The sequence below is a fragment of the Paenibacillus sp. Y930 genome (assembly GCF_056786375.1).
In genome coordinates this window covers 536939-563280 of sequence record NZ_JBXCIX010000003.1, presented here as the reverse complement: position 1 = coordinate 563280, position 26342 = coordinate 536939, and the positions used below count along the sequence as shown (strand labels likewise).

Annotated in this window: 25 protein-coding genes and 1 tRNA gene; 16 read left to right on the top strand and 10 right to left on the bottom strand. The window is 40.4% G+C overall.

What is annotated here, in order from left to right; all coding sequences use genetic code 11:
* Positions 1–31 precede the first annotated feature (31 nt).
* Positions 32–505: a helix-turn-helix transcriptional regulator gene (locus tag AC1TO5_RS11400; protein WP_482062917.1), complete on the top strand. Its 474-nt coding sequence runs from the start codon at positions 32–34 to the stop codon at positions 503–505.
* Between the two features lie 124 nt (positions 506–629).
* Positions 630–1139, top strand: a complete 510-nt coding sequence (locus AC1TO5_RS11395; RefSeq protein ID WP_482062916.1) for a GyrI-like domain-containing protein — start codon at positions 630–632, stop codon at positions 1137–1139.
* An 85-nt stretch (positions 1140–1224) separates the two neighbouring features.
* Here AC1TO5_RS11395 and mnhG read toward each other — a convergent pair whose 3' ends face one another.
* From mnhG to AC1TO5_RS11360, 7 genes are read right to left on the bottom strand one after another with little or no spacing between them, the layout of a single operon-like run.
* On the bottom strand, positions 1225–1605 hold the full coding sequence (gene mnhG, locus AC1TO5_RS11390; RefSeq protein ID WP_482062915.1) for a monovalent cation/H(+) antiporter subunit G: 381 nt from the start codon (positions 1603–1605) through the stop codon (positions 1225–1227).
* Complete coding sequence (locus tag AC1TO5_RS11385) at positions 1598–1882, bottom strand: Na(+)/H(+) antiporter subunit F1 (RefSeq protein WP_482062914.1); 285 nt, start codon at positions 1880–1882, stop codon at positions 1598–1600. Before AC1TO5_RS11385 ends, mnhG begins: the two co-directional genes overlap by 8 nt.
* The gene (locus AC1TO5_RS11380) at positions 1882–2358 is read right to left on the bottom strand and encodes a Na+/H+ antiporter subunit E (protein ID WP_482062913.1); all 477 of its coding nucleotides are present in this window, start codon (positions 2356–2358) and stop codon (positions 1882–1884) included. Before AC1TO5_RS11380 ends, AC1TO5_RS11385 begins: the two co-directional genes overlap by 1 nt.
* Positions 2359–2390: 32 nt before the next feature.
* Positions 2391–3878, bottom strand: a complete 1488-nt coding sequence (locus tag AC1TO5_RS11375) for a Na+/H+ antiporter subunit D (protein WP_482062912.1) — start codon at positions 3876–3878, stop codon at positions 2391–2393.
* Positions 3871–4209 (bottom strand): Na(+)/H(+) antiporter subunit C, encoded by a 339-nt coding sequence (locus tag AC1TO5_RS11370; RefSeq protein ID WP_482062911.1) that lies wholly within the window; start codon positions 4207–4209, stop codon positions 3871–3873. The genes AC1TO5_RS11375 and AC1TO5_RS11370 overlap by 8 nt, the downstream gene beginning before the upstream one ends.
* Complete coding sequence (locus AC1TO5_RS11365; protein WP_482062910.1) at positions 4209–4634, bottom strand: Na(+)/H(+) antiporter subunit B; 426 nt, start codon at positions 4632–4634, stop codon at positions 4209–4211. Before AC1TO5_RS11365 ends, AC1TO5_RS11370 begins: the two co-directional genes overlap by 1 nt.
* 3 nt (positions 4635–4637) lie before the next feature.
* A complete protein-coding gene (locus AC1TO5_RS11360; RefSeq protein ID WP_482062909.1) occupies positions 4638–7037 on the bottom strand; it encodes a Na+/H+ antiporter subunit A in 2400 nt (799 codons plus the stop codon).
* 245 nt (positions 7038–7282) lie between these two features.
* On the opposite strand from AC1TO5_RS11360, the gene AC1TO5_RS11355 reads away from it, so the two are divergent.
* From AC1TO5_RS11355 to AC1TO5_RS11335, 5 genes are all read left to right on the top strand, one after another.
* Entirely contained in the window at positions 7283–7939 is a 657-nt protein-coding gene (locus tag AC1TO5_RS11355; RefSeq protein ID WP_482062908.1) for a universal stress protein, read from the top strand.
* Positions 7940–8247: 308 nt separating this feature from the next.
* Entirely contained in the window at positions 8248–9639 is a 1392-nt protein-coding gene (locus tag AC1TO5_RS11350; RefSeq protein ID WP_482062907.1) for an ABC transporter substrate-binding protein, read from the top strand.
* Between the two features lie 122 nt (positions 9640–9761).
* On the top strand, positions 9762–10604 hold the full coding sequence (locus tag AC1TO5_RS11345; RefSeq protein WP_482062906.1) for a carbohydrate ABC transporter permease: 843 nt from the start codon (positions 9762–9764) through the stop codon (positions 10602–10604).
* Positions 10604–11437 (top strand): carbohydrate ABC transporter permease, encoded by an 834-nt coding sequence (locus AC1TO5_RS11340; RefSeq protein ID WP_482062905.1) that lies wholly within the window; start codon positions 10604–10606, stop codon positions 11435–11437. The genes AC1TO5_RS11345 and AC1TO5_RS11340 overlap by 1 nt, the downstream gene beginning before the upstream one ends.
* 17 nt (positions 11438–11454) lie before the next feature.
* The gene (locus tag AC1TO5_RS11335; RefSeq protein WP_482063118.1) at positions 11455–11691 is read left to right on the top strand and encodes a LacI family DNA-binding transcriptional regulator; all 237 of its coding nucleotides are present in this window, start codon (positions 11455–11457) and stop codon (positions 11689–11691) included.
* Between the two features lie 161 nt (positions 11692–11852).
* On the opposite strand, the gene AC1TO5_RS11330 is transcribed toward AC1TO5_RS11335, so the two are convergent.
* The 3 genes from AC1TO5_RS11330 to AC1TO5_RS11320 form a co-directional block, all read right to left on the bottom strand.
* Positions 11853–11929: transfer RNA gene (locus tag AC1TO5_RS11330), tRNA-Asp, on the bottom strand.
* 82 nt (positions 11930–12011) lie between these two features.
* Complete coding sequence (locus AC1TO5_RS11325) at positions 12012–13019, bottom strand: electron transfer flavoprotein subunit alpha/FixB family protein (protein WP_482062904.1); 1008 nt, start codon at positions 13017–13019, stop codon at positions 12012–12014.
* Positions 13019–13849, bottom strand: coding sequence for an electron transfer flavoprotein subunit beta/FixA family protein (locus AC1TO5_RS11320; RefSeq protein WP_482062903.1), 831 nt, complete (start codon positions 13847–13849; stop codon positions 13019–13021). Before AC1TO5_RS11320 ends, AC1TO5_RS11325 begins: the two co-directional genes overlap by 1 nt.
* 211 nt (positions 13850–14060) lie before the next feature.
* Here AC1TO5_RS11320 and AC1TO5_RS11315 point away from each other — a divergent pair, with 211 nt between their 5' ends.
* From AC1TO5_RS11315 to map, 9 genes are all read left to right on the top strand, one after another.
* Entirely contained in the window at positions 14061–16382 is a 2322-nt protein-coding gene (locus tag AC1TO5_RS11315; RefSeq protein WP_482062902.1) for a (Fe-S)-binding protein, read from the top strand.
* A gap of 96 nt (positions 16383–16478) precedes the next feature.
* On the top strand, positions 16479–18950 hold the full coding sequence (locus AC1TO5_RS11310) for a 3-hydroxyacyl-CoA dehydrogenase NAD-binding domain-containing protein (RefSeq protein WP_482062901.1): 2472 nt from the start codon (positions 16479–16481) through the stop codon (positions 18948–18950).
* A 30-nt stretch (positions 18951–18980) separates the two neighbouring features.
* Positions 18981–20192 (top strand): acetyl-CoA C-acyltransferase, encoded by a 1212-nt coding sequence (locus AC1TO5_RS11305; protein WP_482062900.1) that lies wholly within the window; start codon positions 18981–18983, stop codon positions 20190–20192.
* A gap of 96 nt (positions 20193–20288) precedes the next feature.
* Complete coding sequence (locus AC1TO5_RS11300; RefSeq protein ID WP_482062899.1) at positions 20289–22088, top strand: acyl-CoA dehydrogenase family protein; 1800 nt, start codon at positions 20289–20291, stop codon at positions 22086–22088.
* A 14-nt stretch (positions 22089–22102) separates the two neighbouring features.
* Positions 22103–24007: a long-chain-fatty-acid--CoA ligase gene (locus AC1TO5_RS11295; RefSeq protein WP_482062898.1), complete on the top strand. Its 1905-nt coding sequence runs from the start codon at positions 22103–22105 to the stop codon at positions 24005–24007.
* Positions 24000–24446 (top strand): PaaI family thioesterase, encoded by a 447-nt coding sequence (locus AC1TO5_RS11290; protein WP_482062897.1) that lies wholly within the window; start codon positions 24000–24002, stop codon positions 24444–24446. Before AC1TO5_RS11295 ends, AC1TO5_RS11290 begins: the two co-directional genes overlap by 8 nt.
* A gap of 259 nt (positions 24447–24705) precedes the next feature.
* Positions 24706–24873, top strand: a complete 168-nt coding sequence (locus AC1TO5_RS11285) for a hypothetical protein (protein WP_482062896.1) — start codon at positions 24706–24708, stop codon at positions 24871–24873.
* A gap of 234 nt (positions 24874–25107) precedes the next feature.
* Positions 25108–25296, top strand: a complete 189-nt coding sequence (locus AC1TO5_RS11280) for a hypothetical protein (RefSeq protein WP_482062895.1) — start codon at positions 25108–25110, stop codon at positions 25294–25296.
* A 203-nt stretch (positions 25297–25499) separates the two neighbouring features.
* Positions 25500–26273, top strand: coding sequence for a type I methionyl aminopeptidase (map, locus tag AC1TO5_RS11275; protein ID WP_482062894.1), 774 nt, complete (start codon positions 25500–25502; stop codon positions 26271–26273).
* Positions 26274–26342 lie beyond the last annotated feature (69 nt).

Genomic DNA, 26342 nt, shown 5'->3' with positions numbered 1-26342 from the left:
GCGCTTTTTTCGAAAGGGGTTAGAGATACAGATGAACAGAAGCATGCTTGAAACGATTGAATCCGCTCTGATTTATATACAGTCGAGGTTGAAATACAAATTAAATGTTTTAGAAATTGCACAAACTGTTCATATGTCCAAATATCATGCGCATAGATTGCTAAGTCGCGCAGTCGGGCAATCACTTATGAACTATATTCGTGCAAGAAAGCTATCCGCGAGCATCGAATTGTTATTAGAGTCGCGCTACAACGTTATCGATATTAGCAATTACTTCGCATTTGAGCATGAGCAGTCTTATATTCGTGCATTTAAAAAGCTGTACGGTTTAAGCCCCACCCAATTCAGAAAAACACAGCCCGAGTTATCTCTCACAGAGAAAGCTGACCTATCCCATTTAACGGAACTTCATGGGGGCCTAATTTTTACACCAACCGTTGTGTTCAAGTCTGCTATCAATTTAGTCGGTTCCAAACATAAAATTATGCAGGAAGAAANCATTTAAAAAGCTGTACGGTTTAAGCCCCACCCAATTCAGAAAAACACAGCCCGAGTTATCTCTCACAGAGAAAGCTGACCTATCCCATTTAACGGAACTTCATGGGGGCCTAATTTTTACACCAACCGTTGTGTTCAAGTCTGCTATCAATTTAGTCGGTTCCAAACATAAAATTATGCAGGAAGAAAACTTGAATAATTTCACGGCAAATACGGTTGGGAATGAATTTTTTATGAAACATAGAGATTCCATAAAGCATAAGATCTACGATCAAGTTTATATCGGATTGACAAAATACGAGTCTTGGGAAGAGGAGTCATACAGCTATTATTTCCCTTCTGTCCAAGTGTCTTCATTCAACGAAATTCCTGCTGGCGTGGAAATGAATTCCCTTCCGGCGAGCAAGTACGCGATTTTTACATACATCGGTGATTTCCATCCGAGGAGTTTGACTAGCAAGCATTTGGAACAGATAGGGGTTTATATCCAGAACTATGTCCGTTTACATAAGCCAAGTTTCTATCAATCCGAACTCTTTCATTATGAATATATCGATGAGAAATTAGCTACTAATCATTACTGTGAGGTGGATATTTATTTTCCTATCAAGTCATTGACAGTAAAAGAGGGACTTTGTTAAAGATCAAGGGGATGTTGCTACAGTCAGAAAAATTGCAAAAAGGTGGTCTCCAGCTTGGAGATCACCTTTTTGCTTACTGTTCTATCTAGTTATCTGCATCCACAGGTCTTTCTTGCTCATCTTTTACAACTTGTTCTTCATACAATACTTTCAAATCATCCTGTACACTTATGGGAGCAAGTGGTGTACCGTAACGATGTGCAGAACGAGTAACAAGATGGCCAGCGACAGGAGCGGTTAGAAACACGAACACGATCGCTAGCAATAGACGAACACTTGAAACGCCATGTGTGAACGAGAAATAAATAAATGCACCTAATAATATGGATAGTATTCCTAATGTAGCGCTCTTCGTTGTGGCATGAGCACGATTATATACATCCGGCAGGCGAATTAGTCCGAACGAGCTTAGCAAACTCATCGCTGTGCCAAATAGTACGAGGATAATGACAATCCATTCAATCATTCCGTTTACGCCCAATGACGACACCCCTTTCCATATATCTGCTTAATGCAATCGTACTAAGGAATGCTAGAATACCGATCAATAATATCGTTTCTAGATAAGCATGAGAGTTGAGATGGATCGATAATATGGCCACTATTCCGATAATGATGTAGGCAATAGAATCGAGCGCAAGAATTCGATCATGAATCGTCGGTCCTTTAATAATACGATAAAGCGTAATAATAAGTGAGATAGAAAGGAGAAACATCGCAAGCAACATAATTGTATTAAACATTATCGCATCACCTCGATAATCGCATTTTCGAATTTCTTCTTAGTTTTTGTAATATTGTTATGAAAATCTTTTGCATCCATTGCATGTATATACAATACCTTTTGCTTTGGATCGACTTCCATGACGACTGATCCTGGTGTTAACGTAAGCAATGAAATAAGTAATGAGATTTCAAAATCAGTTTCAAGAATCGTCTCTGATTTGAAGATGCCGGGCTGAATCGTTAACCTAGGACGAAGAATTTCCTTAAGAACGGTGATGCTTGATTTGAATAGTTCAACGATAAATAGTAGCAATAGTTTTACTGCAGCAGACAGCTTCTTCCCATAGAATGGAGTAGCAAAAAAGCGTCGCATCGTTAGGATGATGATAAAGCCAACTACGTAGCCGACTGCAAAAATAACGATATTCCAGCTTTCATTCAGTAGCATCCAAATAAAAGCAATTAATAGGTTAATTAGTATCTGCGTTGTCATTGATTTACACTTCCCTTTTACTTAGGCTGGGGTCAAGGACTAATCTGCTGGAGTACCGCCTCGATATATATATTTGGATTGACCATAACATCCGTTGCTTGTGAGATAAATGTCATGATCCATTCTGCACCAATACCCATACCAGCAATACAGATGACAAGAATCGTACCTGGTAGTAATGCGTTTGTGCCAGTAGAATATTCTTGGCCTTCACTCATTAACGTCTCGCCCCAGAAGCTATGGATAAATATTTTCATGACGGAGTATAGCACGAGTAAGCTTGTTAACAAGCCAATAATCGATATAATTAATTCTCCTTCGGCTACGGCACCTTTCAAGATCATTACTTTACCGACAAAGCCGCCGAGAGGTGGAACACCTGCTAATGCTAATGCTCCGATAAAGAATAACCAGCCAAGCAGTGGACGGAATAGAATTAAGCCGCTAAATTCTTTAAGCTTGTCTGTACCAAAGATACTAATGATCGCACCGCCAGTAATAAAGATTAATGCTTTAGAAAGCATATCATGAATGAGATAGAAGAGAGAGCCACTAAGTGATTGCTCGGTCGCTATCGATACTCCGAATAAGATGAAACCTACAGAAACGATAACATTATAGGAGAGAATCTTCTTAATTTCCCATTGTGAGATTGCGCCAAGAGCGCCGAGTATCATCGTTATGGCGGCCATCCACATCATCACTGTATGTGTAACCTCCGGATTATGGTAGAAAATAAGTGTGAACATACGGATAATCGTATATACACCTACTTTCGTTAACAATGCTGCAAACAATGCTGCAATCGGTGCAGGTGGGGCACTGTATGAACCAGGCAGCCAGAAGAACAGCAATAGCCCTGATTTCAATCCGAATACGGTTAAGTATAAGAAGCTTATTGCTGTAAGTAGGCCATCTAGGCTAGCCATTGCAACACGCTCAGATAGATGCGCCATATTCAAAGTTCCAGTTACAGAATACAAATAACCGGTTGCGATAACGAACAAGGTAGAAGCAATAACATTGATAAGTACATATTTAATGGATTCTCGCAGCTGAATTTTCTTACCACCGAGTACGATTAGTACATACGATGCAATTAACATAACCTCAAAAAATACGAATAGATTGAAAATATCTCCTGTTAAGAAGCTACCATTGACACCCGCAAGTAGTATAAGAATCATCGGATAGACAAAATGGCGTTTATGACCAACTTCGAATGAATTGAAGCCAAATAGTAAACACATTAACGTTACAAAGCTTGCTACCGTAACTAGAATAACAGCTAACATATCACCAACGAGCACAATACCATAAGGTGCGGACCAACCACCTAGCTCAAGCACGGCAATGCCTTGCTCAGAAACATGGTAGACAGTGAAAGCAGATATCGCAATAACAGCGAGTACACTTATACCGGTTAACCATTGCTGCAGCTTAATTTTTTCGCGAATAAATACAAGAACCATTGCCATTAGCAAAGGGATAATAATGGGATAGATTAGAATATTACTCATGCGATTCTCCTTTCAGCTTTTTCATGTTGTCAGTTCCAAGCTCGATATAGGTTCGATAGCCCAGCACAAGTAATAATGCAGTAAGTGCGAAGCTAATGACGATAGATGTTAATATTAATGCTTGTGGAATTGGATCTGTATAAATTTCACCGTGCTCACTTAGCAATGGAGCATTACCTTTCTTAAGTCCGTTAATAGCGATTAACATAAGGTGAGTAGCATGACTGAACAATGTTACACCCAGAATGATCCGCAGAAAGTTTTTATTCAAAATAAGATAAACTGCAATCGTAAAAAGTATCCCAGCAATAATAATAATAAATGTTTCCATTAGATGTCATCCTCACTTATGCTCGTAATGATCGTCATTGTCGTCCCCAGAACGGTCAAGTATACACCTAGATCAAAGATCGCTGCACTTGCGAGCTCTGTTTTCCCAAGGAAAGGCAGATCAACGTAAGTGTAGGTTTGTGAGAGAAAAGGAACATCCAGCACAAGTGAAACGACGCCTGTTAATACAGCAATAAGTACACCTGTTGCAGCAAGTTTCTTGAAATCAACAGGAATAATATCACGTACCGATTGGAGATCGAAGGCAATATAGAGCAATATTAGCGCAGAAGCAGTAATTAACCCTCCAATAAAACCTCCACCAGGATTATTATGACCTGCAAAGAGTACATAGATAGAGAAGGTCATGATTATAAATACGAGAATTTTCGTAGCTGTTTGCAAATAAACATCAGTAAACTTCATATTTTATTCATTCCTTCCCGCATGTCTTAATTTAATCAAAGTGTAAATTCCGATACCGGCTGAGAACAATACAACAATCTCAAGCATCGTATCGAAAGCTCGGAAATCTACAAGGATTGCATTAACGATATTTTTCGCACCAGCTAATTGATAGGCATCGTTGAAGTAGGATGCGATAGGCTGGAAAATACGATGACCATAAGCAGAGAGACCAATTAACGTTAATGTCGTTCCAACCCCTACAGCGACAATCGCATTAGTAAGTTTGAATTTTAGAGATGTAATATTCGTCTTCAACTTCGGTAAAAAGTAGAAGCATAGTAAGAACAGTGTAGTAGAGATCGTCTCGACAACTAACTGAGTTAAGGCAAGATCAGGCGCTCGGAAAATGACGAAGAAGAGCGACACTGTAAAGCCGATAACGCTAACTCCCATAATAGACATTAGTCGTGATTTGGAGAATAGAACAAATACTGCAGCAATAACAGTCGCGATACCTAATACGAATTCATACCATTCAATTGGCGAATCATTAGATATATCTAAGTAAAAGGAATTTGTTGCCAACAACGTTCCGAGTACAGTAATAATTAAGAAACAGAAAATATAAATTAAATAATGTGTCGTAGAGCCCGTCATATAACTACGAGTTACTGCCGCACCGAATTTTTCTAGGTTTACAATGCCTTTATCATATAACTGATTCAAGCTATATCGTTTGGACAATAAAGAAAAGATGGGTGATTTCCATTTCTCTATTCTCAAAAATAGGAATATTCCGATAATAATAAGCCCAATCGTCATAAATAATTCTAAGTTAAGTCCATGCCAAGCAGTAATATGAGGTGCATGCCAGTTGGGATCCTTTGCAAATACATTAGGTGCCATCCCTTTAACCGTAGGTTCTAAAATAGAGGTTACGATAAGACTAGGGAAGAAGAATAGAGCAATGGCTAATATAGAAAGTGTTGCAGGTGACGCTAACATCCCAATTGGAGCCTCATGAGGCACACGTTCTAACAGATTAGCATGATACGTCCCTGTGAACGATTTGAAAATAATAATCATACAGTAAATAAATGTGAAAATACTTGCTATCCATGCGACAACAGGAATGATGTTGACCCATGAACTATTGTTTTCAGATAACGTAAGCATGCTAGTAAAGAACATTTCTTTACTAAGAAATCCACTAAATGGCGGTAAACCAGCCATCGAGAAGGCACCTATCATCGTCAATGTGAATGATATTGGCATAAGATGCATAATACCACCCAGTTTACGAATGTCACGTGTACCTGTTTCATGATCGAGAATACCTACCATCATGAACAGACTACCTTTGAACACAGAGTGATTAATAAGGTGGAAGATCGCTGCAAGAAATGCGCCCATAAAAGCAAAGCTTATTTCATCCTCAAACATTCCATTCATCCCCAGGGAGCCGACACCGAGTAAACTCATAATTAATCCGAGTTGACTTATGGTGGAATAAGCGAGCAAAGCCTTTAGATCGTATTGCTTGAGCGCATTGAATGAGCCCCAGAACAGCGTTACAATACCGACAATAATAATGGTCCAAGACCATTCTAGCTGAGCACCGAATATTGGCGTCATCCGAGCGACTAGATATACACCAGCCTTCACCATCGTAGCTGAATGTAAGTATGCGCTAATTGGTGTAGGTGCTTCCATCGCATCAGGCAACCAAATATGGAACGGAAACTGTGCTGATTTCGTAAATGCTCCTAGTAGAATAAAGAACATTGCTGGAATGAACAAGTAATGTGCAGAAACAGTATCACTCATTGCAATAATTTCACGAATGCTGAACGTGCCGGAGGCTACATATAAAATAATGAAGCCTAGCAGCATGGAAAAACCGCCTGTCATCGTAATGTACATTGCTTTCTGAGCACCATATCTTGAACGCTGTCGTTGATACCAATAAGCAATTAGTAAAAATGATGAAACGCTAGTAAGCTCCCAGAACGTATATAATACAAGTAAATTATCTGATAGTACCGAACCAAGCATTGCGCCCATAAATAACATAAGGTAGGTATAGAAGTGATGAAGTCGTTCGCGGTCCTTAGATAAGTAAAAGATGGAATAAAGAACGACTAATGAACCAATACCTGTTATGAGTAAGGCAAATAGCAATGATAAGCTATCTAAATAAAGCGTAAAGTGAATATCAAGCGAGGGAATCCATGGGACAGAAACGATTATTGGCTCAATCGCTTCATAGATCGAGAAATAGCCTGCGAAATAGACAAACAAAGCGACAGGAACAAATAACGCAATCCAACCGGTATGTATAGCAGATGTGTATTTGTATAACAATGGGATTATTATGACAAATACAAAGGGAAGTAAGATCGCTAGATGTAATGTAGACAAAAAGGCTTCCTCCTTAAACTTTTTATATTCTGCTCACGATGCAACCACTTGTATATAAAAAGTAGCATCGTAAGCATAAGCTTAAACTTTTTATATTCTGCTCACGATGCAACCACTTGTATATAAAAAGTAGCATCGTAAGCATAAGCTTGATTAATTTCTATTAATTATACAACACTACATTGACAAGAGCACCCCAATTATGTAGGCTAAAGCTATTATTAAGATGAGGTGAATGAATAATCATGAAGACTGCAGGTATGGATGAATGCATACTGGTCTGTGTGTATTATGGGCCAAACGGTGAACGACTTATTCGGAGAGGCGGCAAAATTGCAGAAATGCTCAATTGTCCTCTTTACGTATTGACAGTAGACGCTCAACCAGAAAGTGAATGGGATATAGAAAAAACTCATTATATTTCTGCCTGGAAAAAATTAGCACAGGAGCATGGCGCTGAACAATTTATTATTAAATATAATGAAAAACGACCAGTTGCAAAAGTTATTGCAGAAGTTGCGACTGATAAAAAGATTACACAAGTAGTGCTCGGTCAAACTGCACAAAATCGTTGGGAAGAGATTACTCGCGGTTCATTTATCAACGTATTGTTGGGCGAAATTCCTTTCATAGATTTGCATATTATTTCAGTTTCCCGTGGCGCTAACAACCAAGATGAGTTCTACGAAAAAGGAATTAGAGCATACTTGACATGTACGGAGGATGAATATAAACTTTGCTTCAATCATACACATAATGCAAAATACGAAGGTATCTTCTATAAAGAAGTTGGCACTGACTTTAACAATGGAGTGTTCAAGTTTTTGAAAGAAGATGAGATGATTGAGGTTCGTATTACTGATGATTATGTGAAAAATATAAATGAACGAATTAATGTTTAATTAAAGAACCACCCTATAAATGACAAAGAGAGCTATCAACGTAGTAATACGTTGATAGCTCTCTTTCGTTTCGAAAATTTTAAGAATAATCTAAGAAAGTACTGGGGAAGTTAGTATTATCAATAGTTATTAAGAAAAAAATATGAATTAAATTTGGAAAAAGGAGAGAGATAAAAAAAACAATTGTCATTTATAAATGTCTGTGATACCACATGTTTGCATGTGAAATCGTTTTCGGTATCGTTTCCGATAAGCTTTCCGGAATACGCTTTTACTTTATGAATTTCATTTTAGAGGGGGATTTTAGAATGAAGAAATTCAACAAAGTTTTGAGTGTGCTTTTGGTAATGTCACTAGTATTTATCGCAGCTTGTTCCAACAATGGTGGAACAAATGCTCCAAAAGGAACGGATAATGGTCAAGGTAATGAAGGTGCCAAATCAAACGAAACGATTTATTACCTTAACTTCAAACCGGAAATTGCTGAAGTATACAAAAAAATTGCTAAAGATTACGAAGCAGAAACTGGAGTTAAAGTTAAAGTTGAAACAGCAGCGGCGGGTACTTATGAAACAATGTTGAAATCAGAAATTGCAAAATCAGAAGCTCCAACAATTTTCCAAATTAACGGTCCTGTTGGATACGATGCTTGGAAAGAATACACACTTGATTTGAAAGATACTAAATTATACAGCTACCTTTCTGATCAAAGCCTTGCAGTATCCGAAGGCGAAGGCGTATATGGTATTCCTTACGTAGTAGAAGGATATGGCATTATCTACAACAACGCGATTATGGAGAAATACTTTGCTCTAGGTACTAAAGCAACATCCATCTCTTCAATGGAAGAAGTAAATAACTTCGATACATTGAAATCAGTAGTTGAAGATATGCAAGCTAATGCTGATGCGCTTGGAATTAAAGGTGTATTCTCTTCTACTTCTCTAGGTGCTGGTGAGCAATGGAGATGGCAAACGCATCTAGCGAACATTCCTTTGTTCTATGAATTCAATGATATTCAAGGTTTCGACAATGCTACAAGAGCAGGTCTTTCTGCTGATGAGATCAAATTCTCTTACGGCAACAACTTCAAAAACATTTTTGATCTTTACATCAATAACTCTACTGTAAAACCTACGCTTCTAGGTAGTAAAACAGCTGCAGATTCTATGGCAGAATTCGCACTTGGTCAATCTGCTATGGTTCAAAATGGTAACTGGGCTTGGAATCAAATCAATGAAGTTAGCGGTAACACTGTAAACTCTGAGGATATTAAATTCCTTCCTATCTACACTGGTGTAACTGGTGAAGAAAACCAAGGGTTAGCTGTTGGTACTGAAAACTACTTCGCCATTAACAGCAAAGTTTCTGAGTCTAAGCAACAAGCTTCAATCGCATTCCTTGAGTGGTTGTTCACAAGTGAAACGGGTAAAGCTTATGTAACGAATGATCTTGGCTTCATCGCTCCATTCAATACATTTGCAGAAAATGAAAAACCAGCTGATCCACTTGCTAAAGAAATTTTAGCTTGGATGGAAAAAGATACAACATCTGTAGCTTGGACATTCGCAGCATTCCCAAGTGAAGATTTCAAAAACAGCTTCGGTGATGCATTACTCCAATATGCTCAAGGTAACGAAACTTGGGATAAAGTATCCACAGTTGTCGTAAATTCTTGGAAAAGTGAAAAAGCGAAGTAATAGATAAGTTAGAAGTAAATAAGCTAAGCAATAAATAAGTAGTTTAAACAGATGTCACTATACAAGACAGTCGTATAGTGACATCTGTTATTACACGAGATAGCAGAACAGGAGAGAACGCTATGCAGAAGTTGATTCAGAAATATTTTGCTCTTTTTGCATTGCCGACATTAATTGCATTTACACTAGCTTTCATTGTTCCGTTTATTATGGGGATATACTTGTCATTTACACAGTTTACAACAGTAAATGATGCTACATGGGTTGGATTAGACAACTATATTAAAGCATTCGCAGACAAGGACTTTCTTAATGCTTTATGGTTTACAGCTAGATTTACAATTGTGTCTGTAATTTCAATTAATGTGTTCGCATTTTTGATCGCTTTATTACTAACCAAAAAAGTGCTAGGTAAGAATGTATTCCGTACAGTTTTCTTCATGCCTAACCTTATTGGTGGTATCGTACTAGGTTATATCTGGCAACTAATATTCAACGGTATTCTTTATAAGTTCGATGTTACACTTACGAATGATCCTGCCTTTGGTTTTTGGGGATTAGTTATTCTAATGAATTGGCAACTTATCGGTTATATGATGATCATCTACATTGCTGGTATTCAAAACGTTCCGAAAGAGCAGCTTGAAGCAGCAAAAATTGATGGTGCTTCGAATAGAGTTATCCTTCGTAAAATCATTTTACCGCTTGTTATGCCTTCGATTACGATTTGTTTGTTCTTAAGTATTTCCAATTCATTTAAGCTATTTGACCAAAACTTAGCATTGACTGCAGGTGCTCCTGCCAAACAAACGGCAATGCTAGCTCTGGATATTTTTAATACATTCTATGGTAAAGCTGGATTTGAAGGTGTTGGTCAAGCTAAAGCTGTTATGTTTTTCCTAATGGTAGGAATTATTGTAATTGTTCAACTTGCTATTACTAGAAGAAAGGAGATCGAAAACTAATGGATGATACACAACAAAAGCGACCGTTTCTCTTTCTCTTTCTTTTCGTATTGGCAGCAGCATTTCTATCCCCGATACTGATTGTTTTAATGAACTCCTTTAAAGGAAAATTTTTCATAAGTGATGCACCGTTTGTATTCCCAAACAGTGATACGTATGTTGGACTTGAAAACTATACAAGCGGTATTCAGAAAATCAATTTCTTTTCAGCTTTCGGAATGTCCTTGTTCATAACGATAGGCGCAGTTGCAGCAATTGTATTTTTCACATCCATGACGGGTTGGTATTTAACGCGTGTGAAAACAAAATGGGCTAGCACATTATTTTACATGTTTGTCTTTTCTATGATCGTACCATTCCAAATGGTTATGTTTACAATGTCAAAAACAGCTAACGTATTAGGTTTAGACAACCCCATAGGTATTTTAATTATTTATTTAGGGTTTGGTTCGGGGCTTTCGGTCTTCTTGTTTAGTGGTTTTGTCAAATCAATACCGCTTGAAATTGAGGAAGCTGTAATGATAGATGGCGGTGGACCACCAGAAATGTTCTTTAAAGTTATTCTTCCTATATTGAAACCAATCGCTATTACAGTAGCTATTTTGAATGTCATGTGGGTATGGAATGACTACTTACTACCATTTCTAATCATCGGTACAGAATATAAAACGATTCCGATTGCTGTTCAATATCTTAAAGGTGGATATGGATCAATTGATATGGGCGCAATGATGGCCATGCTAGTTCTAGCGATTATTCCTATTGTCATTTTCTATTTATTCTGTCAGAAATACATTATTGAAGGCGTTGTTGCAGGCGCAGTAAAGGGTTAATACTCAATGGATGACGAATAAGTAGTGTTGTAGATGTAACCACCGTATCTAGAGCAATTAATAATCATCCAGATATTAGTGTCGATACAAAAGCAATGATTATGAAGGTTATGAAAGAGAACAATGATATTCCGAATAACAACGCTCGTAATTTGAAACGTATAATTACTCTTATGTTTCGATCGATGATTTTGCGGAAAGCTATAAAATGGTCGATTATTTATGCAGACAAGGACATAAGCGAATTGTGCTGATCTCTACTTCAATGGAAGATCGAAGTATTGGTCAATTGCGATAAGAGGGGTATAAGCAAGCGCTAGAAGATCATGGACTAACCATTGATCAGCGATTGGTTCTTGTAGCGGCAATTTAAAACAAAAAAAGAGCCCCGAAGGACTCTATGTCGTTAAAATAATGGCGGAGCTGACGAGATTCGAACTCGCGATCTCCTGCGTGACAGGCAGGCATGTTGGGCCACTACACCACAGCTCCATGTATTAAATATCTCTTAGAGACAAGTAGTATCTTATCACGCAGGAACTATATAAGCAAGAGTTATTTCAAAATAAATGAATTATTGTCGAAATTCCTTTAATTGTGCAGTAAGAAGTGGCACAACTTCAAATAAATCACCGACAATACCATAATCAGCAATAGAGAAGATCGGTGCTTCACGATCCTTATTGATCGCTATAATAGTACGAGACTGACTCATTCCAGCAAGATGTTGGATTGCACCACTAATTCCGCAAGCGATGTAGAGCTCTGGAGTGACAACTTTTCCAGTTTGACCAATTTGCAGAGCATAATCGCAATAACCTGCATCGCAAGCTGCACGCGATGCACCAACAGCACCACCGAGTTCATCAGCTAGTTGCTTCAATACTACAAAACCTTCAGTCCCGCGAACACCTCTTCCTCCTGCGACAATAATATCTGCTTCTGTAAGATCAATTCCTTCATTAATACGCTTTACTACATGTTGCACAATCGATGAGAGTTGTATCCCTTCACAATTGACAGGATGTATATGTTCCTCTAGCTCAGTAATCGTTGCCTGTTCAACGAATGGTGCAGGGGCATTATTATTCGGACGAATAGAAAAAACATAAGGGGCAACCCCTTGGAATTTCCGACGTTCAAATGCTTTGCCTGCATAGATCGGACGTATAAAGCTAACTTTATCCTGGGATGATTCTATTGTTGTAACGTCGGCAATATAGCCGCTATGTAAGGCTGCTGCTAGACGAGGCGCAAGCTCGCGACCATTAGATGTATGCCCGATAATGACATAACTAGGCTGTAATGTTCGCACGATATCTGTTAGCGCAGGTAGGACAATCGTTGCTTGATACGGCTCAAAATGAACATGTTTGGCAATATGTACTTCATGGACGCCATGTTGGATTAGTTCCTTCGCTGAAGCCATTAAGCTATCATCGGTATCGCTACCCGATAGGAAGGCGTGAATCACTCTTGATTGTCCATTGCATAGCGTTATGGCAGCAGTAATAGCTTCCAATGTAACTCTTCGTAATTGTTGACCTTTGCGCTCAGCGACAATAACGATAGGTTGACTCATTAGCATTCTCCACCTTTTTTAATAATAGAACGTGCAAATAATTGCTCTAATAGAGTAGAAGCTTGCTGCTGGGCTGTTCCTGTAATGAACTGCCCAGCAGGTCGAGCAGCTGGAGGGAGAACCTGTTCACAATATGTAGCGCTTGTCGAGATTTTATCTATTACGTCTGATAGTAGTAAATCAGATGAAAATAATTCTGTTAATGGCTTTTTCTTGGCCTTCATAATGCCTGGCAAGGAAGGGTAGCGCGGATCATTCAAGCCTTGCTGTGCTGTAATAAGTGCCGGGAGTGGAAGTAGCACGGTTTCTGTGTCGCCTTCAACATCTCGCTCGACTAAGGCAAGCTTACCTTCCCATGGTGCTGCCTTAATATTCAATTCCAGCGCATCACCAAGCCGCAGCTTAATTGCAGCTGAAGCATGCGGTAATTGCAGCAATTCTGCTACTTGTAAAGCAACGCTACCGCTACCACTATCGACTGCGAACAGTCCTGCCAGAATAAGATCCACGTTCATCGGTCGTATGGCAGCTGCTAGTAAATGAGCAATCGAACTACTTTGACTTAAATTATGATCAGCAATCAGAATGGCATGATCAGCGCCTACCGCAAGAGCTGAGCGTAAGGCATGCGTACTGCGTTCCGGACCTACCGAAATGACGATAATTTCTGCGTCATGCTGTTCCTTAATCCGCAATGCTTCTTCAAGTGCATATTCATCATAGGGATTAATAATGAATTTCGCACCGTCCTCATTAACTACACCATTATCAATATGAATCTTTTCCTCTGTATCAAACGTTTGCTTCAATAAGACAACAATTTTGAACATACGGATGCCCCTTTCATAGCGTTGTGCATTTGAACATATAACATGGTCCGAAGAGATTATAGCTCGTACGGTATAACCATATGAAAGCATGCAGCAAAATAGACCGCTAGTTTACTCATTGCGCGAAAGCATGTTAACTCTTTTGGCTACATATAATTGAACAACGATCATCAAATAATTAATGTGGTTACTGGCGAAAGGGGGAAGCGATATGGAGGATGCCCATTACATTAGACTATTCATTACGGTATGTGTAGCTGGAGCATCGATTTGGATGTTTGTCGAAATCATAAAGCGAAGAATCCAATATATATCACTGGCAACATCTACGGAATGGATCAAAAGAAAACCATCCTCAAAAACAACAATAGAGATTATAACGCATCGTAAATTATTGAAAGACATTCGTAGCGGCTTGCTGCATATTATTTATTTTTATGGGTTTCTATCGCTACAGCTCGGTGCACTTGATCTAATGCTTAAGGGCTTATTTGGCATACCATTAATTCCGTGGATGCCGCTATATGGCTATTTCAGTTGGCTCCAGGAATGGATCGTAGTTATTGTATTAGTTGCTATTATTTTAGGAGCATTTCGTCGTTACGGAGAACGACTACCCCGGTTAAAACGTGGTGCAAAGCCGTCGTTAGTTTATTGGTTTATTGGCATGCTTATGGTAAGTGTGCTGATGTCATTGAGCTTTGAAAGATTAACTCATACTGCAGCATCTGTAACTGCTAAAGCAACTGCATCGATGAGCGATCCACTTGCGGCAACGTACGCACCGATTAGTCATTCACTTGCAACAGCTATACAAGCGCTAGGTATTAACGAAGGCAGCCAGAATGCGGCAATTGGATTCGAGATCAGCTGGGGGTTGCATTTACTTATTCTATTAAGTTTCCTTATCTATGTTCCACAGTCGAAGCATTTTCATTTATTAGTAGCACCGATTAATTTATGGTATCGACGCTCTGTTCCTACAGGACAATTGAGTCATATCGACCTTGAAAATGAGGACGCTGAAACCTTTGGCGTAGGGCATATTCACGCATTTAACCAGAAACAAATGTTAGACTTGTACGCTTGTGTAGAATGTGGTCGCTGTACTAATGTATGTCCTGCAACAAGTACAGGGAAAATCTTATCGCCGATGCATATGATTATTAAACTTCGCGATCATGCAACAGAAAAAGGGGCAGCGATTACATCAAAGTCACCATGGCTGCCGCAAGGACTTTGGCAACAACCCCCTTGGGGAATCGGTGATCTTACGCAAGGCGCTCATATTATGAAAACAATGTGTAGTACAGCGGATCAGCAACAGCCACCAAACGGAGATAGTCAGGTGCATAACGCTCAAGCAGCAACGATGTCTGACAAATCCACATGGAAGGGAGATATTTCAGAGACGATGAACAAGCAAAGTAAAGCTTGGCAATACGATGTGAGCCGTAATCCGCTACAAGTAGAGTTAATTGGTGATGTGATGACGGAAGAAGAGTTATGGTCATGCACAACCTGTCGCAATTGCGAAGAACAGTGCCCTGTAGGCAATGAGCATGTTGATAAAATTATTGATATGCGCAGACATCTCGTGTTGATGGAAGGGAGAATGCCTGCGGATGCACAACGCGCATTGCAAAACATTGAACGACAAAGCAATCCATGGGGAATTAGTCGAAGCGAGCGTGCAGACTGGCTTCTTGATTGTCAGAAAAAGACGGGAATTACAGTTGAGACGATGAAGGAGCGGCAAGCTTTAGGAGCACCAACAGATATTTTACTATGGGCCGGTTCAATGGGCTCTTATGATAATCGTAGTCGCAAACTGTTGTATGATTTTATCCGCCTTCTAACACATGCGGGTATTAACTTTGCAGTATTAGGGCTAGAAGAGAAAAGCTCAGGTGATACCGCACGCAGAATTGGTAATGAGATGCTCTATCAAGAGCTAGCATTGCAAAATATTGCAACGATCCACCGCTATCATATTAAACATATCGTTACGCCGTGCCCCCATACATTCCACACCTTCAAGCAGGAATATCCGCAGCTTGGATTGGCAACTCATATTCAAGTGCAGCACCATACAGAAATACTTGATGAATTGGTACAGCAGGGCAGGTTGAGGCCGAATATTCAATTAGATGAAACGATTACGCTGCATGATTCTTGCTACTTAGGCCGGTATAACGGACTTTATGATGCGCCTAGAAGGATATTGCAAGCAATACCAGGTGTCGTTCTGAAAGAGATGGAGCGTTCAAAGGAAAATGCAATGTGTTGTGGTGCTGGTGGTGGATTAATGTGGATGGAAGAACATAGCGGTACTCGTGTGAACTACGCTAGAACGACGCAAGCGCTGGAGGTACAACCAACGATGATAAGCTCGGCATGTCCTTATTGTCTGACGATGTTAGAAGATGGTGTAAAAGCATTGGTGGAGGATGGCAGCGTTGCGACGAAAGATGTTGCTGAGGTGCTGGCTATTAGTGTACTAGGAATTATAGATAATGAAGAAACCATGTAAATGTATGGCGATAAGAATGAACCATCATGAGATATGCCCCCTTCACATACATATAGTAGTACGTATGAATTGAAGAAGGAAAGGAGTGGATCTACTATGAGTTCAACTATTGTGAACAATAAGAAGTCAGTAATAAATGTGCGCAAAGTAGCAGTCATTGGTTCAGGAGTTATGGGAGCTGGAATTGCAGCACATATGGCTAATAGCGGCTATTCCGTCTGGTTGCTTGATATTGTCCCCGTGACGCTCACTGCACAGGAGCAATCACTAGGTCTAACGTTACAATCTCCAGCAGTACGCAATCGACTTGCCAATGCAGCAATTGGAGCTATGGTCAAGCAAAAGCCTGCGCCACTCTATGATAATAGCTTTGTTCATCGTATTACTGCTGGTAATCTAACCGACCATACTAAGCAGTTAGGTGAAGTAGATTGGATTGTCGAAGCAGTTGTAGAGCGACTAGATATTAAGCAGCAAGTATGTACGCTTATTGATCAAGCAAGACGAATGGGCACGCTTGTCAGCACAAATACATCAGGATTATCTGCTCATCAGATGGTTGAGCATTGTAGTAAAGATATGCGAGAGCATTTTGCCGTGACACATTTCTTCAATCCACCACGTTATATGAATCTCGTAGAGGTTGTCCCAACTTCAGATACACTACCACAAATCGTCGATACACTTCAGTACTTATGTGAACAAAAACTTGGTAAAGGTGTTGTGCGTGCGAAGGATACTCCTAACTTTATTGCTAATCGCATCGGTACATATGGCATGCTCGTGACGTTAGGGGCAACGGAGCATTATGGGTTAAGTATAGATGAGGTAGATGCACTTACCGGTGTCGCGATGGGACGTCCGAAAACAGCGACCTATCGCATGCTTGATCTTGTTGGTCTGGATACGTTATTACATGTTGTAGATAACGTCCATAATCGAAGTAGCGATGAAGCGGAGAAATTCGTATTTACACGCCCACCGTTATTAGAAGCATTGGTTAAGAAAGGTGCACTCGGTCAAAAGAGTGGTGAAGGATTTTATCGCAAATCCAAATCACCAGTTGGAAAAAGCTTTATCGAATCGTTGCAGCTAGATTCGCTTACCTATGAGAGGGCCGAGCCGATTGTTTCTCCTGTTATCGAGGCGGCGAAGAAAGGTAAAGGTGCAGCTGGTAAGGTGAAAGCTTTACTCCATACCTACCCTGAGCATCCTCATGCTCTGTTCGCATGGGACACGATAAAGCCTATTCTACTTTATTCTGCCAAAGTTTTAAGTGAAATTGCGGATTCTATCGTAGATATTGATAAGGCAATGAAGCTTGGGTTCAACTGGGAACTAGGTCCTTTCGAATTATGGGATGCGATTGGGGTGCAGGCTTCAGTGACAAGGATGAAGGAAGAAGGCGAGTCTATTCCGCAGTGGGTAGAGGAGTGGCTTGCGAATGGTCACACTCATTTCTATAGGCAAGAGCTCGGCAATACTTGGCATGTTCATCAACAACAATTTGTACAACTAGATGAAGATGCTAATGTTATTTCACTTCACCAATGCAAGGAACGTGGAGCAACGATTTGGAGTAATTCGGGAGCAAGCCTGATCGATATTGGGGATGATGTGGTCGCACTGGAATTTCACTCCAAAAGCAATGCGATAGGCTCAGAAGTATTAAGTGCGATTCGTTATGCTAGTCATGAAGTAGCTCGTAATTGGCGTGGGCTTGTACTTGCCAATGAAGGTAAAAATTTCTGCGTCGGTGCCAATATTATGCTGTTACTTATGGAAGCGCAAAATGAAGAGTGGGATGAGGTAGAAGACATTATTCGTTTCTTCCAACAAAGTATGATGCAGTTGAAACGATTGGATCGCCCAGTTGTTGCTGCACCGCATCGCATGACTTTAGGCGGTGGAGTAGAAGCTTGCTTGCCAGCAGATGTTATTATTGCTTCCCCTGAAACGTATTATGGATTAGTAGAAACAGGGGTAGGCTTAATACCAGCTGGTGGTGGTAGTAAAGAGGCTGCTATATTTGCGATGAATCGAGCTGCTGCTGGTGCAGGACCGAATGGAGTCATCCAGCGGAAGCTGCTAGCGGGAGACTTACAGCCTCATCTCAATCATATGTTTGAAACGATCGCCATGGCCAAGACATCAACAAGTGGTCATGAAATTGCACGTTTAGGCTTTGCAAGGCCACAGGATCGCGTCATTATGCGTCAGGAAAATCGGATTTCCGAGGCAAAGAAAGAAGTACTACGACTAGACCAAGCAGGTTATGAAGCGCCGAAGGAACAACTTGTTGCGGTAGCAGGCAAAGAAGGTAAAGCCGTCTTAAAGCTTGCTATTCAGTCCATGAAGCTAGGTAAATATATTAGCAGTCACGACGAATTAATAGCCTCGAAGCTAGCACATGTATTAAGCGGGGGGGATCTTGCTTCCGGTGAGATGGTCAGTGAGCAATATTTGCTAGATCTTGAATGCGAAGCATTTTTAAGTCTATGTGGTGAGGCGAAAACGCAGGCAAGAATGAGTTATATGTTAACGACAGGCAAGCCGCTTCGTAACTAATTTGGAGCAAATTAGAAGGGAGAATGGGAGATGCCGAGCAAATACTTCGATGATCATGATACAGATGCGGTTATTGTAGCTGCGGTACGAACAGCCGTTGGGAAAGCCCAAAAAGGAAGTTTATCAAATACGAGAGCCGAAGATCTTGGGAAAAGTGTGATCGAAGGGCTGCTAGCTACAGTTCCGACGATGTCTAAGACATTAATTGAAGATGTCATCATTGGCTGTGCTATGCCTGAAGGTGAGCAGGGCTTGAATATGGCAAGAATAATAGCTCTTCATGCAGGCTTAGAGCAATCGACACCAGCGGTAACGGTCAATCGCTTTTGCGCCTCAGGCTTACAGTCAATCGCTTATGCTGCTGAGCGAATTAAGCTCGGTGAAGCTGAAGTTATAGTAGCGGGTGGTGTCGAAAGTATGAGCCATGTGCCGATGACAGGATTCAGATTATCACCGCATCCCGATATCGTTGATCGTATCCCCGAAGTTTATATGGGAATGGGGCATACCGCAGAGGAAGTAGCTCGCAGGTATGGGGTAACTAGAGAGGATCAGGATGAATTTGCAACTGGTAGTCATCAGAAAGCGGCTTGGGCCATTGCTTCAGGGGCATTTGAAGATGAGATTGTACCAATTGTGGTAACACGTTCCATCTGTAATGAAAAGGGCGAGTATCGCGATAAAAGCTTTGAATTCAAGCTTGATGAAGGTGTTCGTGCAACGACTTCACCGCAAGGGTTAGCAGCATTGAAGCCAGCGTTCACAATTGGTGGGTCAGTTACAGCAGGGAACTCCTCGCAAATGAGTGATGGTGCAGCTGCTGTATTAGTAATGAGTCGCAGTAAGGCGAAGGAATTAGAACTGAAGCCGCTAGCTGTATTTCGTCATTACGCTGTAGCGGGGGTAGCACCAGAAGTGATGGGAATTGGTCCAATCGTAGCAATCCCTAAGTTACTAGACAAGGCTAAAGTGACAATCAAAGATATTGATCTATTCGAGCTGAACGAAGCATTTGCTGCACAATGTATTCCGATTGTTCGTGAATTATCGATTCCGATTGAACGGGTAAATGTGAACGGGGGAGCTATCGCGCTTGGCCATCCACTTGGCTGTACAGGGACGAAGTTAAGCGTCACACTTATTCATGAATTAGCGCGTCGTGGTGGGGGATTAGGCATTGTCACGATGTGTGTTGGTGGGGGAATGGGGGCAGCTGGTTTGCTCGAGGTCTACTCCAACTGAACAATTCGCTTGTATGAGGGATGATTATGCTGACGTTGCATAATCGGCTAACGTTGCTGAAAGGGGAATACGATAACAATAATTTTGGAGGTGATTATGATGTCTATAACGAAGGTAACTTCTTTCGGCGGACGATTCGTTATTGAGAATAGTGATCCGCTGCTAACTACAATTCCTGAGGATTTTACGAGTGAGCAGCGGCTAATGTCTGAAGCAGCACAACAATATGTGGATGCTGAGATCGCTCCGAAGGATGCTGAGATTGAGGCACTTAATTATGAACTAACGGTTCAATTAATGCGTATTGCTGGGGAGCAGGGTTTGCTAAGTGCGGATATACCAGAACAGTACGGTGGTCTAGGTCTTGATAAGGTCAGTACAACATTACTCGCAGAAACGTTAGCCAAAAGCTCATCATTTGCTTTGTCGGTAGGTGCTCATACAGGGATAGGAACACTTCCGATTGTCTTTTTTGGCACTACTGAGCAGAAGGAAAAGTACTTGCCGCTACTCGCAACTGGTGAAAAGATCGCCGCTTATTGTCTGACAGAACCAGCTTCGGGCTCCGATGCACTAGGTGCGAAGACGAGTGCGAGGCTAAGTGACGATGGTCAATATTATATATTGAACGGCTCGAAAATATTTATTACGAATGCTGGCTTTGCAGATGTATTTATCGTCTATGCGAAAATAGATAATGAACAGTTTACGGCATTCATTGTAGAACGCGATATGGCGGGATTTAGCATTGGTCCTGAGGAACATAAAATGGGCATAAAAGGCTCATCTACTTGTCCACTGTACTTTGAAGATGTGCATGTTCCTGTTGATAATGTATTAGGTGAAATCGGCAAAGGTCATCTGATTGCTTTTAACATATTAAATATTGGCAGATTTAAGCTCGGTGCAGCCTGTCTAGGTACATCGAAGGAAGCGATTCAATTGGCAGCCTCCTATGCTAATGTTCGTAAGCAATTTAATCAGCCAATTTCCTCATATCCACTAATTGGAGCTAAATTAGCGGATATGAATATTGTTACTTTCGTAATGGAAAGTATGGTCTATCGAATTGCGGGTTGGATGGATGCGATGCTATCTGAGATCGATCAAACCTCATCCGATGCAGCTGCTCATAGCGGCAGACTTGCAGCCAAAGCAATCGGTGAATATGCGATGGAATGTTCGATGGTTAAAGTGTTTGCATCAGAAGCATTAGATTTTGTAAGTGATGAAGCTGTGCAAATACATGGTGGCTATGGATTTATTAAGGAATATAAGGTTGAGCGAATTTATCGAGATTCAAGAATTAACCGCATATTTGAAGGTACGAATGAAATTAATCGCTTATTAATTCCCGGAACACTCATTAAGAAAGCAATGAAAAATGAGCTACCATTACTTGATAAAATTCAAGAACTGCAAGCGCAGTTATTAGAACCACAATCGGCCCCTAATCTTGAAGGAGTTCTAAGTCTAGAAGGTCATCGCATTAAGCAAGCGAAGAAGTTATTTTTGATGCTTGGTGGTATTGCTGTCCAGCGATATGGTGCAAGGCTTGAAAAGGAACAAGAAATATTAGAGGGGCTTGCTAATATAATGATTTTAACGTTTGCAATGGAGAGCGCTTACTTACGAGCTCAGAAACGATTACTACTTCGACTTGATCATGATGAGTCTTCTATTGTAGCAATGATGACAAAAGTTTATGTGCAAGAAGCGATGGAGCAAATTGAGAGTATTGCTAGAACAGCACTTGTGCGAATGGAATCAGGTGACACCTTGCGTATGCAATTATCGATTGTGAAGAAATTAACGAAAGCATCTCTCACAGACGTCATTACATTGAAACGCCAAATCGCTGCAAAGGTTATCGGAAGTGAGCAATATATTGTGTGAAGGAGTGATCTAGTATGGAATCACAAAATCCTCAACACTCCAATGTTCATGATGAGACGCAGAAAGAGACCGAAAGAGATGTTCAAGTAGAATCAGAGGTATCGAGCGAAGAAGTGGTTGAAAGTACGGAACAAGTCGAGGATACTAGCTCAGAAGCAGAAGCAGAAGCAGAAGCAGAAGCAGAAGCAGAAGCAGAAGCAGAAACTGAGGTTGAGCAGTCGTCCGATAAAATATGGTATAAGCATTATCCTAAGGATATACGGACTACAATCGATTACCCTGAAGTTAATATTGCTCAGTTTTTGATTGATTCGGCGACTAATTATGCTAATAAGTCAGCTATCTCTTTCATGGGTAAGACGTTAACGTATCAACAACTATATGTAGCAGCTGATCAACTAGCAAGAGGATTAGGTAGACTAGGCATCCATAAAGGAGACCGCGTAGCAATTATGTTACCTAACTGTCCGCAGGCGGTAATTGCTTATTACGGCGTATTGCTGGCTGGTGCAGTTGTTGTGCAGACGAATCCTTTGTACGTAGAGCGAGAACTGAAGCATCAATTGCAGGATAGCGGTGCAATATCATTAATTACTTTAGATCTACTTTACCCAAGAATCGAGCGAGTTAGAGGCAAAGATCCTGAGAATGGGCCATTGTCGAAATTGAAAAATGTAATTGTCACTTCTATTAAGGATGGCTTACCATTCCCCAAAAATTTACTGTATCCGATTAAGCAACGTAAGGAAGGGTTTAAGTCGGTAATCCCATATGGTCTGGATGGATATGTTGCTTGGAGTACACTATTAACCAAAAAATCTTTATCATATGAGCGACCTACATTAGCTCAGCATCATGAATTAGCTGCTTTGCAATATACAGGAGGTACAACAGGAACTCCTAAGGGAGTTATGCTCACTCATCGTAATCTCGTTACTAATACATTACAAACGATGGAATGGTGTAGTCGAGTTAAAATTGGAGAAGAGAGGTATTTAGCCGCGTTGCCGTTGTTTCATGTATTTGGGTTAACGGTACTAATGAACATGTCGTTACGAACAGCAGGATGTCTCGTGCTCCTACCAAAATTTGATGTTAATGAAGTGTTAAAAACGATAGATAAGATGAAGCCTACAATTTTCCCAGGTGCTCCAACGATGTATGTTGCGTTAATACAAGCTGCAAGAAAACAAACAACACCATTAAATTTATCCTCAATTGAAGTATGTATTAGTGGTTCTGCAGCGTTGCCATTAGAAGTACAAGAGCAATTTGAAAGCTTAACTGGAGGCAGGTTAATTGAAGGCTATGGCTTAACCGAGACTTCACCAGTTACACATGCTAATCCGATATGGGGGAAACGAAAAATTGGAACGATAGGTTTGCCATTCCCAGATACGGATGCTGCCATTATCTCCGTTGAGACTGGTGAAAGATTACCACCAGGTCAATTAGGTGAACTTATTGTTAAAGGCCCTCAAGTGATGAGCGGTTATTGGAATAGACAAGAAGCAACTGCTGAGGTTCTTGCTGATGGGTGGCTAAAAACGGGTGATCTAGCGAAGATGGACGAAGATGGTTACTTCATCATTATGGATCGGATTAAAGATATTATTATCGCAAGTGGATTTAACATTTATCCTCGTGAAATTGAAGAAGTACTTTTTGAACATCCTGGAATAGCCGAAGCTTCAGTGGTGGGTATTAAAGATGCTTATCGCGGAGAAACGGTGAAAGCCTTTATTGTATTGAAGGATAACTATATGGTTTCAGATGAGCAATTGGATGCTTGGTGTCGAGAAAGGTTAGCTGCATTTAAAGTGCCTCATCAATATGCGTTCAGAGATAGCTTGCCAAAGACTATGGTTGGAAAAGTGCTTAGACGTAAGTTGGTAGAAGAGGAACAACAACATGAATGATCAGAACAGAGATGATCAGAACAGAGATGATCAAAACAGATATGAGCAGCTACAGGAGCTTGCCAAATCAACATTTTGGGGATATTTAGGTTGTGAATTGGTTGAAGCTACGGAAAAATCGGTTATTATTTCGCTTGAACTTGCTGACCATCATAAAAATTTAATGGGGATAGTACATGGCGGAGTAATGATGTCAATGCTCGATAATGCTATGGGGTTAATTATTATGCTTGGAACAGGAGAGAATACAGTTACAGCAACGATGAACACTCATTTTTTATCTAATGTCGCTTCTGGAAAAATTTTCTGCAAGGCGGAACTTTTACATTGTACCAAGCGTACTAATACTATGACAGCTTCTTTATACGATGAGCATGATGAGTTACTCGCGTGGGCAAGTGGTGCTTACAGAAGAGGAAATTCAACAAGCAGACTTTGATAACGAAGTGATGCAAGAGCTTAATCGGCATTGAATATGAAGTGAACTTGGAAAGTACGGTTCGTGTGTACCAAACACGTACACTTGCGCTTCCGCCTTTCTCAAGTAGCACTCCATCTTCTCGGCTCTGAAAGCCCGCTTGTTGAACTATTATTGTTAAGAGGAAATTCAAAAAGCCCGCATTTTGAAAATGCAACTATAGACTAATGAAGTAATCAAGAAAATAATGTAAAATAATAGTAGGAAGGAGGAGGTCGTATTGTGGCAAAATATTGCAGCGCTCGTATTGGTGATATTTGGAGTAGTTGTAGCCATTATCGGTGTAATTATCTATTTGCAAATGTTTAGAAAGCAAAGACAATCGCAGGACAAAGCTCATGATTCGACCTCTTTCGATAATACTAGTAATGATGAACAATTATCGTAGAGAGCACACACATACCTTTACAATATCGATAAAATTTTCTAATCATTGAAATGCTTTTATATTGTTATCTGAAATGTTATAATAGTAAGAATATTGAAACAGTTACCTAATAGCCGTGGAATGAATTACACCTAAGGAGGAATAAGAGTCGGAACGATGACGACAACTTCTTGTTGTTGTTCTCGAGTAGTACTATAGGACGACCATCCATTATTATATAAGGGAGGAGATTTCATGGCAAAGCACAGCCAAAATGAAGTCAAGGAAAGCCTGAAGGAATTGACGAGAATATTCCAACCTAAGGACCCAAGGAAATTTGTGAAAGAGTATGTCCGCAAGTATCGAATTACTGGCGGCTATGAAGATGAATTAACCTCACTAGTTGAGGATGAACTTGGAAGAATGAACTCCTCGGCTGTATAGGTCAAATATACGGAAAAGAGTCTGATAGGCGCAAAGCGCTCATCAGGCTCTTTTTTGCGTTGTCAGCGTAAGTAATTCAGCGTTGAGGTAGTAATCATTGCTTAGTTGGAACGTTAAAACATACTTAGTATCGGACATGCATCGACATGAAATGAGCATGAAGCTTAGTTTCGCGGAATATATTTAAGTGGGAGGTGTTAACGATGCAGTCGATTGTTCCAAAGACAGCTGAGGAAATTAGACGAATTGCGCGAGCAGGTAAAATTGTTGCAGGATGTCATAAAGCAATAGTGGGGAAATGTGTCCCTGGAATAACAACAGCGGCAATCGATCGATTCATTGATTGGTATATGGTTGAGCATGGTGCATATCCTGCACAAAAAGGTCATAAAGGCTATCCATATGCAAGTTGTATCTCTGTAAATGAAGTAGCATGTCATGGATTTCCAAGTTCCTATAAGCTAGAAAAAGGAGATATCGTTACGATTGATATCGTTGCTGATTATAAAGGTTGGAAGGCTGATTCCGCATGGACGTATATGGTTGGTGAAGTATCACCGCAAGCTCGTCGGTTAGTAAGAGCAGCAAAGGCAGCTTTTCGAGCTGGATTGGCTCAAGCGAACATTGGTAATGATATTTCAGATATTGGTTATGCGATCGAGCAAAGGGCGCAACGAGATGGCTTTCAAGTGATTGCTTCATTTCTCGGGCATGGTATTGGTAGGGAGTTACATGAAGCTCCACATGTGCACCATGTACGTACGCGAACATCTGGCATTAAGCTTGAAGAAGGTATGGTTATTACGATCGAGCCGATTCTATCAACAGGATCTCCAGAAATTTATATTGAACACGATGGATGGACAGCAAGAACAGTCGATCATGCGCTAACTGCACAATTTGAACATACGATTGCAATTACGAAAGCAGGACCAAAAATATTAACACAATTAACGCCAAGTAAGCCAAAGCGGTAGACTATTATTGAAATATAAGGGCTTTCTCACTGAGATGGTCCTCTTTGTTGCTATACCTATAAATTAGTT